A 15,546-nucleotide genomic window follows, 5' to 3' on the forward strand; every position below is an offset into this window, starting at 1 on the left:
TAAAGTGAAATTGACGGGGATTGTACCTGATAGTAGGGAAAGCTGACCACTTTCTGTGAATAAACCCGTTATTATCATCAGCGTTAAATGACAGTAGGAATTCATCATGAAACGAGCCGTAATTACAGGCATGGGTATCGTATCCAGCATTGGCAACAACGTAAAAGAAGTGCTGGAGTCTTTGAAAACGGGTAAATCCGGTATCAACTTCTCTGAACAGTTCGCAGAAATGAAACTGCGAAGCAATGTTTGGGGCGACTTAAAGATGACCCCGTCTGAGCATATCGACCGTAAAAAAATGCGTTTCATGGGCGATGCAGCAGCATTTGCGTATTTGTCTATGGAGCAGGCAATTGAAGACGCCGGCCTTACTGAAGAACAAGTTTCCAATGACCGTACTGGCCTAGTGGCGGGTTCGGGTGGCGCATCCTCTTACAATCAGGCTGCGGCAGTTGATATTTTGCGCGAAAAAGGCGTGAGGCGTGTTGGCCCGTACATGGTGCCTCGTACCATGTCATCGACGGTATCTGCATGTCTTGCAACACCGTTCAAAATTCGTGGCGTGAACTACACCATGAGTTCTGCGTGTGCAACGTCTGCACACTGTATCGGTCATGCGCTGGAACTTATCCAGCTGGGCAAACAAGATGTTGTCTTTGCCGGTGGCGGTGAAGAGCTTGATTGGACCCTAACCATGATGTTCGATGCAATGGGTGCATTGTCGACCAAGTACAATGATGATCCATCAAAGGCATCTCGTACTTACGATGCAGATCGTGATGGTTTCGTTATCTCTGGCGGCGGCGGTATGCTGGTTGTCGAAGAACTGGAGCATGCTCTGGCTCGTGGCGCGAAAATCTACGGTGAAATCGTAGGCTACGGCGCAACATCAGACGGTTACGACATGGTAGCCCCTTCTGGTGAAGGTGCAGTGCGTTGTATGAAGATGGCAATGCAGGATCTTGATGAGCCAATTGACTACATCAATACCCACGGTACGTCTACACCTGTTGGTGATGTAAAAGAGCTTGGTGCGATTCAGGAGCTGTTTGGTGAGAATAGCCCTGCAATTTCAGCCACCAAGGCGATGACTGGTCACGCACTGGGTGCGGCTGGTGTTCATGAGGCAATCTACTCAACGCTAATGCTGGAAAACGGCTTTGTCGCACCGAGCATCAATATCGAAAATCTTGACCCTGCTGCAGAAGGGTTGGATGTTGTTACTGAAACCCGCGAGCAAGCGCTTAAGACAGTAATGTCAAACAGCTTTGGTTTCGGTGGCACGAACGCCACGCTAGTCATTAAGAAGTACGAAGGCTAAGCCTTCATAAGCAAGAATAGAGATACGAGTTTCGAGCCCATACGAGATTGTCGAATGGGTTCCTAGCTTCTCGACACTAGGGATTCGGTTCTAGAACCTTTACGTTCTTTTGTCATTTTCCGGGGGCGGCACTGGCTAAGAGACTAATCTAAGACGACTTTTGGAGAGACTTCGAAGATTGGTGCATCTATAGCCAGTGCCTATGAAACAGACGCGACATTAGCTTATCTGAATAGTATTTTCTTTTGCGGGAGCTGTCTATTGCAGAAGCGAGTGTTTTTATATCCTGGATTTTTTATACCCGGCTTTATGCCGGGTTTTTTTTGGTTAAAAATCGGGAAGAGCGGACCTATGAGCCTAAGGCCCGATGGATATCAGGTTTGAGTGTCGCGAAACGAGTGGCGAGGAAAGGCGGCTTTTAAGAGCGGAATAGCTAGGCTCCTAGTCGAGGTTCTCAGGGCTTACGGGAACTCTAGGAAACGCAAGAACTTAGCAGTACAATTAACGCCTTGAATTCAAACTCGACACCAGCACCTAGGACCTCCCATGAAAATCCTTATTGATGAAAACATGCCCTATGCGGCAGAGCTATTTAGCCAGCTTGGCGAAGTTGTTACCAAGCCGGGCCGGACGCTGGTTTCGGATGATTTGATCGATATTGATGCACTAATGATCCGCTCTGTGACCAAAGTGAATAAGTCGTTGTTGGAAAAAGCCAATAAATTGCGCTTCGTTGGTACTGCAACAGCAGGACAAGACCATGTCGACCAGACATTATTGGCAGAGCGAGGTATAACATTTACAGCCGCGCCTGGGTGTAACAAGGTGGGCGTGGCCGAGTATGTGCTCAGCAGTTTGATGGTGCTTGGGCAGGAACAGGGCTTTTCTATCTTTGACAAAACGATTGGTATTGTCGGTGCCGGTAATGTCGGTAGCTATCTGGCACAGTGCCTTGATGCGTTGGGAATTCGTTATTTGCTTAACGATCCGCTAAAAGAGCAACAAGGCGATAGCCGACAGTTTTCTTCACTGGCAATGTTGCAGCAGCAGTGTGATGTGATCACTCTGCATACCCCTATCACGCGTGATGGTGAGTTTCCGACGTACCATTTGGTTGACGACGCCTTTTTGTGCCACTTGGCTCCGGGAGCAATACTGATTAATGCTGCCCGTGGCCCTGTTGTTGACAATCAGGCATTGAAAGCGGCGTTGCAGCAAGCGAGAAGCGGTGAGGGCAAGGCATTAACAGCGGTACTGGACGTGTTTGAATATGAGCCGCTGGTGGATGTCGAGTTGTTGCCGGAGCTTGCTTTTGCGACCCCCCACATTGCCGGTTATGGCCTGGAAGGCAAGGCCCGTGGAACCACTATGGTGTTTAACCGTTATTCCGAATTCCTTAAGCGGGATGACCATGTAAGTGCCTCTAGCTTGCTGCCTGTAGCGCCGATCCCGTTCGTTACATTGAGTCAGCCATGGCAGGAGGACGACTTATTTACGCTGATCCAGCTCATCTATGACGTACGTAAGGATGATGCCCTTTTCCGCCGTGAAATGAGCCGCTGTGCAGGCAATGATCATCAGATGGCCGCTGCTTTTGACCAGATGAGAAAAAATTATTGGGATCGGCGTGAATATAGCGCGATTACAGTAGCCGGAGAGACGGGTTTTGGGGTAGAGTCGCTGGCTAAATTAGGTTTTACAGTAGAGGAAACTCCATGAGCCAGGAATTTGATATTGCAGTACTCGGCGCAACAGGCGCTGTCGGTGAAGCCATCGTAGAAGTTCTAGAGGAACGCAATTTTCCTGTTCGCAATCTATATTTGCTAGCATCTGAGCGTAGTGCAGGGAAAACCTTGCGCTTTAAAGGCAAAAGCGTTCGTGTAACAGATGTAGAAGAATTTGACTGGAGCCAGGTGCAGCTCGCCCTTTTCTCTGCCGGTGCAGAAACGTCTGATCGCTGGGCTCCGATTGCGGCAGATTTTGGTGTTGTCGTTATCGATAATACATCACGCTTCCGTTACGAGCATGACGTCCCGCTGGTTATTCCAGAGGTGAACCCGCACGCGTTGGCTGAGTATCGTAACCGTAACATTATTGCCAACCCGAACTGTTCAACGATCCAGATGCTGGTGGCATTAAAGCCAATTCATGAAGCCTATGGTATCGAGCGCATCAATGTCGCCACTTATCAATCAGTTTCGGGTTCAGGCAAGAAAGGGATTGATGAACTGGCAGGTCAGACGGCGAAGTTGCTAAATGGCCTACCTGCGGAAAACAAGGCATACGACAAACAAATTGCATTCAACTGCCTGCCGCACATTGATGATTTTATGGATAACGGCTACACCAAAGAAGAAATGAAAATGGTGTGGGAAACTCAGAAAATTCTGGGTGATGATAATATTCGTGTCAATCCGACTTGTGTTCGTGTACCGGTCTTCTATGGTCATGCAGAAGCTGTCCATGTTGAAACCTGTCAGCCAGTCCATGTCGAGGAAGCGATCAGCTTGCTTGAAAATGCGGAAGGCATCGAAGTGTTCCATGGTAACGATTACCCGACTCAGGTTAGCGATGCAACAGGAAAAGATCACGTTATGGTAGCCCGTGTCCGTGAAGACATCAGCCACCCTTGCGGCCTGAACATGTGGGTTGTGGCCGACAACGTCCGAAAAGGTGCCGCGACAAACAGCGTACAGATCGCCGAAAAGCTGATTGAAGAGTATCTGTAGTAGGTACGAAAACTGAATTTCGAGTATCGAGTGATGCTAACAAGCTAATACCTCGATACTCGAGACTCGTTTCTATATCCTTTGGGCAACAACCCTCAATTACAGCTCAAGAGTCTTGATGTGTGGTCGATAGATTCATTATGCTTAGCGCCGTAACTTCGATTATCGGTTCACTTCACTTGATACTCGAAACTATTTTATTATTCTCTGCCAGAGAGGACAGCAGGCAGTGTCTGACTTATCGACTATGATAAAACGCTTTATATTACCGGTTATTTTCGCCAGTGCAGCCTTCCAGATACCGGTTCAGGCCAATACGATACGTATTCTTGGCCCTGCTGCTGATGAGCAGCCTGCTACGATTGTAGGGGCGTCTCAGAATTCCACCCAGAATCGCTCCTCCGCGACGCGTTACGGCCCGACTGCGAATAGTGAAACATTGTGGTCTATTGCCTCACGTAGCCGTCCTAATGATCAGGTTTCCGTCTATCAGGTGATTGGGGCGATACACCGCGCCAATCCACAGGCTTTCGAACAAAACAATATCCATGGCCTGCTCCCGGGAAGTGTTCTGACAATTCCTAGCCTGGCACAGATCCGTCAGGAAAATATCGATAGCGTTAAACGAAGACTGGCCGCAGACCAGCGTCGCCAGTCACGTCAGGCACCAACATCTGCACCTTCTAGGGCACCAGCCCCGAATGTTAACAAACAAGAGCCAACGGTTGTTGCCCAGCCTCTTCCTAAACCTGATGTCGCAAAAGAAGAGGTTGTGAGTCAGTCCGCCGCAACATCACAGAGTACAAGAGGCGGTATTCCACTCAAGCCGACAGCCCTTCAGGAGCAACTGGATGCTTCTGATGTACAAATGACAAAATTACTGGAAAGTAACCATCTACTGCGGGTGCGTCTGGCTGAAATGCAACACGAGGTCACTGCATTAAGAGATCAGGTCAGCAGTGATGACGTCCTTCGAGATCAGATTAAAGGCTTTATCGAACAACAGAAGGCCCAGCCGATTGAGCCGGTTGTCGCAGAAACATCATGGCTTGATAGCCTGATTGCCAACCCTTGGGCATTAGCTGCTGTAGCATTTGTTCCTGGTTCACTGATTGCAGGTTTACTTGCTTTCTTTATGCTCAGACGTAAGAAAGACGATGCCGATGACGTTAAATCACTAGACAGTCCGGAACAAAAGCCTGCGATGGTGCCTCCTCCGGCGGATAGCGATGATGCGATTCCGGATCTTGCTCTTAGCGATGACAGCGGCCTTGATGACTTGTTCGGGGGGGATGATGAGTCGCTGTTTGACGATCCAGAGAAGAGCCTGTTCCCGTCCGAAACGGATAAGTCGTCCGATTCCATTGATATGCTTGATCTGTCTGTTGATAGTGATGAATTTGAGATTGACAGTGGTCTGACACCGAGCAGCATTTCCGTGAAAGGGGATGAGCAGGCTATCGGGCTCCAGGATATGGAGCGGGCTCTGGATGAGATGGAGCAGAGCACGGAGCAAAGCTCAGACGAAGCACTGGCTGCGATGTGGGAGCAGTCGCTTCAGAGCGAGAGTGATGATGAAGAGAGCTTTGACCTTTCCGACGATAGCTTGTCAAGCCTGGATGATGATTTACTCGACGAGCAGAAAATTGAAGACGGGCTCCTCGACCAGTCGATCCTTGATGACCTGCTGTCTGAAGTCGATATGGAGCAGGAAAGCCAAGCTCAGGCTGTAGAAGAAGATGCTTCTCAGCAAGTCGTTGATCAAGATGAGCTGGATTCGCTGTTTGATATGGCTGGGGGGGCTGATGTCGCGGAACCGGCGGTAGACACCGTACAAGAAGCAGTTCAAGAAGCCGTTGAAGAGACTGAAGAGCTGGCCCAGCAGGCCGCCATTGATCAGGCTCTTGCTGAAGCTGACGCTATGTTTGCCGTTGAGACAGAGGCCGTTGATGAAGGTGACGTTGATGAAGATGATATTGATGCTTTGTTCGAGGCTAACAGCACGGCATTGCTCGATGATCTGATTGAAGATGACGAGCTGAGCAGTGATATTGAGGTCGAGGAAAACAGTACTGCGCTGCTTGACGAATTACTCGAAGACGGTGGAACGAAGGATTTGCTTAATCCGAAGGTATCAATTGATGAAAACAGCACAGCTTTGCTGGATGAGTTGGTTGATGGCCTCGATACCGAACTGGTTGACCAGGATAGTTATGGTTCAGTCGTCCCCGGTGCCGTAATAGAGGATGATGAATCACCAAGTATCGATGACGTGGTTATTGATGAGAATAGCACTGATCTCTTGGATGATATTCTTGCTCAGTACGGTAGCCACCCTGACTTTGAACCTAAAATTGAAACTGAAACTGAAACTGAAACTGAAACTGAAACCGATCCCGAAGTTTCCACTGCGGAATCCGAGATCCAAGAGCCGGAACCTGAGGCGTTTAGTACTGACTTTTCAGATCCTGAGTTTGAGCCGGTATCCGACAGCGAAGTAGCATCATCGCAACAATCACAATCAGAGCCTGATGCCGACTTCCCTGAGTCAGAACAGTCGGCTTTTGCTGAGATTTTTAATGATGTGTTGGATGATCAATCGAGTGTTGCAGATTCAGAGCCGGAACAGACCGAAGAACCGACGTCGGAGCCTCAGGCCGAGCTGATACAGGAACCCGAAGAGATAGATGCACTGCTGGCGGACGTTGAAGGGTTGCTTGATGAGCCAGACGTCGATGATGTCGATAATCTTGAGCGCAGTGTCGATGAGTTACTGGATAGTATTGAGCATCAACCGGAACAACCTGTTCATGCCGATGATAATGCTCAGGCAGAGGCGGATCTTGAGCAAGCGATACTCTCGGGGGCCGGTTATGATGATTTACCCGTTTCTGATGAAGAAGTGGTGCTGGCAGAGCCAGAATCACTGTCTGCCGAAGAAGCACTGGATATCTCGCAATCTGTTGAAGAGTCACCGGAATTCTTATCAGTAGAAGACGCGTTACAAGAAGAAAACCCTCAAGTAGAAGAGCCTTCAGCGACAGAATCTTCAGCGGAAGAACCTTTAGCGACAGAGCCTTCAGTCGAGGAGAGTCTTGAAGAACGGTTGCCGGAAGCAGAGGTTCCTGAGGATCTAGCACTCGCCGAGCAGCAACTTGAGTCAGTAGCACCAGAGTCTGTTACTGATGATGCGGTGGAGCTGCTTAGCCTGGATGAATTACCAGAAACCACATTAGCTGTTGATGAACCACTAGACGCTCTGTCACCGGAAGTCGTATTGGAAGAAGATGCTCTACTAGAGGAACAACCTTTAGTTGAAGAGTCTTTAGTCGACGGTAGTCAGGAAGAGCGGCTACCAGAGCCAGTTGCTGACGATGCGGTGGAGCCGCTTAGTCTGGATGATTTACCAGAGTTTGATGAAGAGGCAGCATTTAACGATCCTGAAGCGGAAGCGCTTGAGGAAATGCAGAGTTTGCTTTCGGATGACGAAGAGCAGGTCGCGCTAGATAATATTGTTAAGCAATTGCAGCAGGCTGCGGAGGCTGCGGAGGCTGCGCAACCGGTCGAAGCATTACCAGAAGCCTCACTACCTGTTGCTGAAAGTCTGGAAGAACAGTTATCAGAAACTGAGTTTTCTGAGGAGCCGACGGCAACTGAGCTGCCATCTGAACCTGAAATTTCTGAGCCTGTAAATCTAGAGCCAGTAGCACCAGAGTCAGTTGCTGGCGATGCGGTGGAGCCGCTGAGCCTGGATGATTTGCCGGAGTTTGATGAAGAGGCGGCATTTAACGATCCTGAGGCGGAAGCGCCTGAGGAAATGCTAAGTCCGCTTTCAGATGACGAAGAGCAGGTTGCATTTGATAATATTGTCAAGCAAGTGCAGCAGGCGGCCGAAGCGGCTCAGCCGGAGAGTGCTGCGTTAGCTACCGAGCCAGCATCATTAGCGCCAGCATCAATTCATGGTGAGCAGCAGATTGCGTTCGAGAGTATCGATCCTGACTCATTACCTGAGTTTAGTGAAGATGAAGCACTACAGGCGTCTTTCGATGAACAGCATGAGCTGGAGCAGTATGAAGTAGAGCAAGGGCTGAAAGAGCCTCAAACTGCTAAGGCGGAACAACCTTCAATATCACCTGCAATGTCACCTGCTGATATGTTTGACGATGAGCTGGTTGATTCTGCCGGGCTTGATATGGCCGCTCTATTGAGTGATCCCGAAGAAATATTCGCGGATGAAGGCGGTGTGATAGCTGACAGTATGCCGGAAGCGCCACCTGTTGAGCTTCAGGCATTGAAGGAGGAACACTCGGCTTATGATACTGAGTCAGAAGAGGCAGCGGTCATTGAGCCAGAGCGGGATGCTGTTATTGAGTCTGAGTCTGTAGCCGAATCGTTACAGCAAGATGTTGCTAGCGAGGATGTACGTGAGCCTGGTCAGCCAGAGCCGATTGAACATGGATTTGATAAGGCTGACGATATCGTTCCCAATACTCACTTGGGTTTTCAGGATGAGCTTGAGGCCGAACGTGAACAACTGCTATCGGATTCTTTTGAGGGTGACGAACAATTTTCAGGCTTTACTGGTTCTGATCTTGAAATGCCGGAAGAAGATTCGGAAATTTGGGCTCAGACAAGCCCTGAACCCGTTCTGGAATCTGAAAATTGGGCTGATCAGCCGCAGATGCTAATTGAGGATGTCGCAGCCTTTGATACCGAAATGTTGTTGGCTGAAGCGGAATCGCAAGCTTTGCTACAAGATGTGGCTGGCAGTGAATTGGTTGATGAACCGAGTTCACCATCATATATCAGCATTGATGAGCTTATGAAGGATCTGGAGCCTGAAACCCCTATTGAACTGGATGATGAGCCGTTAAACCTTGAAGTAGGGCTTGATGAGTTTCCTGATGTACTCTCCGATGTTGCCGCATTTGATGTAGACAGCCAGGGTGAATATGCCAGCAAGCTGGATTTGGCCAAAGCATATCTAGAAATGAATGATAGCGAAGGTGCGCTAAGTTTACTGGAAGAAGTTGCCAGCAACGGCGATGCACAGATCAAGCGTGAAGCGAAAGGGCTGTTAGAGAAGATAGGTGTTCGTAGGTCCTAGTATCTTTGAACAGAAGGAAGATCAGGACCTAGGTTCGAGGAAAAGCGAGAGCAATGGCTCTCGCTTTTGTATTTATGAGTGAGGTAAGCTCTTTTTTCTGGGTCTAGGAATTCGACTCTGGAATCTCGTATCTTTGTTATTCTCGCTTTTTTCCCTATAATCCCTCACTCCTTGATAACAGGCCGCTGTGCCGACAGTAAGAACGAAGTAAATTATGCGAATAGCTTTAGGTATCGAATACGATGGGGCCAAATATTATGGTTGGCAGCGTCAACGAGATGTTGACAGTGTGCAGGAGCGCTTAGAAAAAGCGCTAAGCAAAATTGCCAATCAACCTATTGAGGTTCAGTGCGCAGGACGTACTGATGCTGGTGTACATGGTACTGGTCAGGTCGTACATTTCGATGTGGATGTTGAGCGTAAGATGGTTGCCTGGACCATGGGAACCAATGCAAACCTGCCGAAAGATATTGCTGTTCGTTGGGCTGTCGAGGTCAATGATGATTTTCATGCGCGTTTTACTGCGACTGCGCGCCGCTATCGCTATATCATCTATAATCATGCATTACGCCCGGCTATTTTGGGGGCAGGGGTGAGCCATTACCACGGCGAGCTCGACGTGAACAAAATGCAAGAGGCCGGTCAATATTTGCTTGGTGAGAATGACTTCACATCCTTCCGTGCTGTGCATTGTCAATCTCGTAGTCCTTGGCGTAACCTAATGCACCTGAATGTGTCTCGCCAGGGCAATTTTGTCATTATTGATGTTAAGGCGAATGCTTTTGTTCACCATATGGTACGAAATATCACCGGGAGTCTGATCAAGGTTGGCCGCGGTGAAGAAAAACCGGAATGGATGAAGTGGTTGTTGGAGCAGAAAGACCGAACCTTGGCTGGTGCAACGGCTAAAGCGGAAGGTCTGTATTTGGTTGATGTTGATTACCCTCAAGAGTGCGGCCTGCCTAGGGCATCGATTGGTCCGTTGTTTTTGCCGGATTAAGCAGGATTTAGGGTAGAGGTTCTAGGATCTCGCTCCCCTTTATCAACTAGTACAACCAGTTTTTTATCTACAGATCGACAACTTTGTGCTTTAATTCCACCTCGGTAAATTAACGAATTTATAATTCTCTGCTATCTGGCAGGGAAATAAGAAGATGAAAGGTCATTCATGAGCTGGCTTGAAAAGATCCTCACAAAGAGCAACATTGTTTCCTCTCGAAAAGCATCTATCCCTGAAGGGGTATGGACCAAATGTACTTCATGTGAACAAGTGCTTTACCACGCAGACCTGGAACGTAGCCTAGAAGTCTGCCCTAAGTGTGATCACCATATGCGTATGAAGGCGCGTCGTCGCCTTGAAACTTTTCTTGATGCTGAAGGTCAGGTAGAAATTGCCGGAGAGCTGGAGCCACAAGATAAGCTGAAGTTCCGCGATTCAAAGAAATATAAGGATCGCATCTCGGCGGCACAGAAAAACAGCGGTGAAAAAGATGCGCTGGTGGTAATGAAAGGTACCCTGCTGGAACAGCCTCTAGTGGCATGTGCATTTGAGTTTTCCTTTATGGGCGGCTCGATGGGTTCTGTTGTCGGGGCTAAATTTGTCCACGCTGTCGATGAAGCGATTGCTAACAAGTGCGCCTTGGTATGTTTTTCTGCCAGTGGCGGCGCTCGCATGCAGGAAGCGTTGATGTCTTTGATGCAGATGGCGAAAACCAGTGCTGCACTGGAGCGCCTTTCTGACAATGGCCTGCCGTTTATCTCTGTACTGACAGATCCTACTATGGGCGGTGTATCGGCAAGTTTGGCAATGCTGGGTGATATCAACATCGGTGAGCCCAAAGCACTGATTGGTTTTGCTGGTCAGCGTGTTATCGAGCAAACTGTGCGCGAAAAGCTACCTGAAGGTTTCCAGCGTAGTGAGTTCCTGCTAGATCACGGCGCGATTGACATGATTGTTGACCGTCGAGAGATGCGTCAGCGTATTGGTGGCATTATTGCCAAGCTAACTCATGCAACGTCGCCTATGGTTGTACCGGTTGTACCGCCGGCGGCTGCTGTCGAGGACGCAAAAGACGAAGCAGAGACAAAAGTAGAGAACGAGCAGGAATAACGTTTTTCTACCATTGAACCGGGTTTGGCAGACAGTAAAACTATCAGTCATGCTCACAGAGTAGTGTTTTGAGTGAATTTATTAGTGTGTTTACATGAATTCAAACTCGGTTCAGTGTTAAATTAGTAGCTATCATAGGTATTAATTTAGAACGATAGCAAATGTCCGGATTGACAGCACCACAAGCCACCGCCCCATTAGCCTCCTGGCTGACTTATTTAGAAAACCTCCACACCAGTTCCATTGATCTTGGATTAGACCGAGCTCTTCGTGTTGCTCAACGTGGTCAGCTGACAAAACCTGCACAGCATGTCATCACCGTTGCCGGTACTAACGGTAAGGGCTCTACCTGCGCGATTCTGGAAGCCATCTTGCTTGATGCCGGTTACAAGGTCGGTGTCTATAGTTCGCCTCACCTGGTTCGATATAACGAGCGTGTCCGTATTAATGGCAAAGAGCTGGCCGATGATGAAAATTGTGGGGCTTTTGCAGCCATTGAACTGTATCGCCAAGAAGTGAGTTTGAGCCTGTTCGAGTTTGGTACACTGGCAGCACTGGAGCTTTTCAAGCGGCACCAGGTGGACGTGGCTATTTTGGAAGTGGGCCTGGGCGGTCGTCTTGATGCCACCAATATCGTTGATCATGATGTATCGGTGATCACCAGCCTGGCTGTTGACCATGTTGACTGGCTGGGTGATGACATTGAAGTGATCGGTTATGAAAAAGCCGGTATTTTCAGATCGCAGAAGCCTGCGATTTGTGGTCAGCCCAACCCTCCGGCAAGTGTTCCGGCCCACGCTGATGATATTAACGCCAAGCTATATCAGGTTGGCTATCAGTTTGATTACAAACAATCAGATACCAGCTGGAGCTGGCATTGCGGAGCGTTTGATCTCAATAACTTGCCACTTCCTGCACTTCCTCTTCCCAATGCAGCAACTGCGTTGATGGCGCTGGGAGCGGCTGAGCTGGATATTAGCGATGAAAATATTGCCAAAGGCTTGGCGAGTGCCTCTTTGCCTGGTCGTATGGAGCAGATTTCCGATTTACCGTTGACGATTTTAGACGTCGCACACAATCCTCACTCGGCCCAGTATTTTGCCAAGCAGCTCGAAATAGTGAAGCAGCGAGAAAAGAAAGGGCGAATTCATGCCGTTGTGGCAATGCTGCATGATAAAGATATTGCAGCCACTGTCGCTGAGATGCGTTCAATTGTGGATGTGTGGTATCCGGCTTCGCTAGAAGGCCCTAGGGCAGCGACAGCCGATGAGATCATTGCCTATTTGCCCGGTGATATTCAGCCTTACCAAACGCCAGAGCAGGCTTATGACACAGCGCTGACAGAAGCCGGTGAAGAGGATATGGTAATCGTATTTGGCTCGTTTTACACTGTCGGCCAGATCTCCAGTCACTTAGCATCAACACAGGAGTAGATGTGGCAAGTAAATTTCAAAGCCGATTAGTCGGAACCATTATTCTGGTGGCAATCGGCGTTATTTTTCTGCCTGATTTATTTGATGGCAAGAAGCAGCATTATCAAGAGCAGTTCGCCAGTATTCCTCTTCAGCCAGAAATTGGCGAGGAAGATGAGTTTGTGACGATCCCCGAGCCCGAGTTTGCCGAGGTCGACTTGCCGCCTGAACCTGTTACCGTTGTCGTTGATGAGCAGCAGGGTACAGCATCGGTTTCGGCCAGTGGAACGGTCAATGTTGAACCTTCACCGGTGACAGAGCCAAAAACAGGCAACAAGGATAGCGGTTGGGTCGTTCAACTTGGCGTTTTTCGAAATTTTGATAATGCCAATCAGCTCGTGGCCAAACTGCGAGGTGCTGGTTATCAGGCGCATGTTTTTCCTAAAGAGCCTCAACAGGGCGATTTGGCGAGAGTTGTTGTTGGGCCTGATATATCCAAAACGAAGCTATCTACTCAGCTCAAAGATTTGGAAAAATTAACGGGATTAAAGGGCCGATTGCTCAGATTTAACCCACTTAACCCTTAGGTAAACGTTTGCGTTCTCATTTTTTCTGTTAGAATACGCACCAACAAGACGAATACAACAAATGATGATCTGGATTGATTACGTAATTTTAGGCGTAATAGGCTTCTCGGCACTGGTCAGTTTGATCCGTGGATTTGTTAAGGAAGCGTTGTCACTGGTAATTTGGTTTGCTGCCTTTTTTATTGCCAGTAATTTTTATATCGAGCTAGCGGCATACTTCACGAATATTCAGGATGAGATGCTACGAAACGGTAGCGCCATCGCCGCATTGTTTATTGCCACACTGATTGTCGGTGCCGTGGTGAACTATGTGATAGGACAGTTAGTACAGAAAACGGGTCTGTCAGGGACAGATCGGGTTCTGGGAGTTGTCTTTGGTGGAGTGAGGGGGGTACTTATCGTATCGGCCCTACTGTTCTTCATCGATGCGTTTACAGGGTTTTCAAGTGCCGACTGGTGGAAAGAGTCGCAGCTGATCCCGCAGTTCGGCGTCGTGATTGAGTGGTTTTTCACTTACCTCAAAGACACATCAAGCTTTTTGCCCGGTGCACTGTAGCATCGGTATTTAGACAGTTTATTGATTCATTTTTTTCCTGTTGGGAGCGGTTATTCCGGGTCTCGGCAGGAAAGAGTGATTTGGGTGAACTGTTATAATTGCACTTAATGCGTGACGAGGATTTAGGACATGTGTGGTATTGTCGGAATCGTGGGTTCAACCCCGGTAAACCAGTCTATCTATGATGCACTGACCGTGCTACAGCATCGCGGCCAGGATGCTGCCGGTATTGTTACCCTGGAAAGCAATCGTTTCCGTCTGCGTAAAGCAAATGGTCTTGTACGTGATGTGTTTGAAGCGAGGCATATGCAACGTCTTCAGGGCAATGTAGGTATTGGTCATGTACGCTATCCGACGGCGGGAAGCTCAAGCGCATCAGAAGCGCAGCCGTTTTACGTAAACTCGCCATACGGCATCTCTTTGGCGCATAACGGTAACCTTACCAATGCTGCCGATATCAGGGAGACACTGTTTGAACAAGCCAGGCGTCATGTTAATACGACCTCTGATTCAGAAATACTTCTCAACGTTCTCGCCAATCAATTAGAAAATGCCCAATCCTATCCGATAAACCCCGCCGATATATTTACAGCTGTACGTGAAGTCCATCGGATTGTGAAAGGTGCCTATGCTGTTGTGGCGATGGTTATCGGTCATGGCATTATTGCATTTAGAGACCCTCACGGTATTCGTCCGCTATGTATGGGCAAGCGTGAGGTTAATGGTAAAACAGAATATATGGTTGCTTCAGAATCCGTCGCTCTTGATGCTGTCGGTTTTGATTTTGTCCGTGATGTTGCACCGGGCGAAGCCGTTTATATTTCATTCGACGGCGAGCTTTATACTGAGCAATGTGCCGATAACCCGGTCCTGAATCCATGCATCTTTGAGTTTGTGTATTTCGCCCGACCTGATTCTTTTATCGACAAGGTCTCGGTGTATGGTGCGCGCGTTCGTATGGGAACCAAGCTGGGTGAGAAAATTAAGCGGGAATGGGATGATCTGGATATCGATGTGGTGATCCCAATCCCTGAAACATCTTGCGATAGTGCGTTGGAAATCGCCCGTACACTCGACAAGCCTTATCGTCAGGGCTTTGTTAAGAACCGTTACGTTGGTCGTACGTTTATCATGCCGGGGCAGCAAATGCGCCGCAAGTCAGTTCGTCGCAAGCTTAATGCTATCCGTTCAGAGTTTAAAGACAAAAGTGTCCTGCTGGTAGATGATTCGATCGTTCGTGGGACAACTTCCGAGCAGATTATCGAAATGGCTCGTGAGGCCGGAGCACGTAAGGTATACCTGGCATCGGCAGCGCCTGAAGTACGGTTCCCGAATGTTTATGGGATTGATATGCCAAGTGCCAACGAGTTAATTGCTCATGGACGCGAGGTGGATGAAATTAGCAAGATGATTGGGGCTGACGGACTGATTTTCCAAGATCTCGAAGATTTGGTTGCGGCGGTGTATGAAGGAAATCCGGATATCCCTCAGTTCGAAGCTTCGGTATTCAGTGGTACTTACGTGACAGGTGATGTAAACCAAGAGTACCTGGAATACTTGGAGTCATTGCGTAGCGAAGATTCAAAGACAAAGCGTGTTATTCAGCAGGGCTTAGCGAACCTAGAGTTACACAACGAAGGGGGCTAGTGTAGCGCCTTGTCCCTTCCCCTTGGGAAGGGGAGGGTTAGGGAGGGGTTTGTACGAATAACCCCCTCCCAACCTCC

General features: G+C 48.7%; 10 protein-coding genes. All 10 read left to right on the top strand.

Features of this window, described 5'->3' with window-relative positions:
• Window positions 1-106 precede the first annotated feature (106 nt).
• Window positions 107-1,321 (top strand): beta-ketoacyl-ACP synthase I, encoded by a 1,215-nt coding sequence (fabB, locus tag EDI28_RS00860; protein WP_128781954.1) that lies wholly within the window; start codon window positions 107-109, stop codon window positions 1,319-1,321.
• Between the two features lie 546 nt (window positions 1,322-1,867).
• Window positions 1,868-3,040, top strand: coding sequence for a 4-phosphoerythronate dehydrogenase (locus EDI28_RS00865; protein ID WP_128781955.1), 1,173 nt, complete (start codon window positions 1,868-1,870; stop codon window positions 3,038-3,040).
• Window positions 3,037-4,050: an aspartate-semialdehyde dehydrogenase gene (locus tag EDI28_RS00870; RefSeq protein ID WP_128781956.1), complete on the top strand. Its 1,014-nt coding sequence runs from the start codon at window positions 3,037-3,039 to the stop codon at window positions 4,048-4,050. The genes EDI28_RS00865 and EDI28_RS00870 overlap by 4 nt, the downstream gene beginning before the upstream one ends.
• Before the next feature lie 229 nt (window positions 4,051-4,279).
• A complete protein-coding gene (locus EDI28_RS00875) occupies window positions 4,280-9,157 on the top strand; it encodes a FimV/HubP family polar landmark protein (protein WP_128781957.1) in 4,878 nt (1,625 codons plus the stop codon).
• Between the two features lie 214 nt (window positions 9,158-9,371).
• Window positions 9,372-10,157: a tRNA pseudouridine(38-40) synthase TruA gene (gene truA, locus EDI28_RS00880; RefSeq protein ID WP_128781958.1), complete on the top strand. Its 786-nt coding sequence runs from the start codon at window positions 9,372-9,374 to the stop codon at window positions 10,155-10,157.
• A gap of 168 nt (window positions 10,158-10,325) precedes the next feature.
• Window positions 10,326-11,267, top strand: a complete 942-nt coding sequence (gene accD, locus EDI28_RS00885) for an acetyl-CoA carboxylase, carboxyltransferase subunit beta (RefSeq protein WP_128781959.1) — start codon at window positions 10,326-10,328, stop codon at window positions 11,265-11,267.
• A gap of 161 nt (window positions 11,268-11,428) precedes the next feature.
• Window positions 11,429-12,700: a bifunctional tetrahydrofolate synthase/dihydrofolate synthase gene (gene folC / locus EDI28_RS00890; RefSeq protein WP_128781960.1), complete on the top strand. Its 1,272-nt coding sequence runs from the start codon at window positions 11,429-11,431 to the stop codon at window positions 12,698-12,700.
• 2 nt (window positions 12,701-12,702) lie between these two features.
• Window positions 12,703-13,266 carry an SPOR domain-containing protein gene (locus EDI28_RS00895; protein ID WP_128781961.1) on the top strand — a complete coding sequence of 188 codons (564 nt, stop codon included), beginning with the start codon at window positions 12,703-12,705 and terminating at the stop codon, window positions 13,264-13,266.
• A gap of 64 nt (window positions 13,267-13,330) precedes the next feature.
• Window positions 13,331-13,822 (top strand): CvpA family protein, encoded by a 492-nt coding sequence (locus tag EDI28_RS00900; protein WP_128782938.1) that lies wholly within the window; start codon window positions 13,331-13,333, stop codon window positions 13,820-13,822.
• Window positions 13,823-13,951: 129 nt separating this feature from the next.
• Window positions 13,952-15,469, top strand: a complete 1,518-nt coding sequence (gene purF, locus EDI28_RS00905; protein ID WP_128781962.1) for an amidophosphoribosyltransferase — start codon at window positions 13,952-13,954, stop codon at window positions 15,467-15,469.
• Window positions 15,470-15,546 lie beyond the last annotated feature (77 nt).

Origin of the sequence: Photobacterium chitinilyticum (genome assembly GCF_004104355.1) — a bacterium.
GTDB lineage: Bacteria > Pseudomonadota > Gammaproteobacteria > Enterobacterales > Vibrionaceae > Photobacterium > Photobacterium chitinilyticum.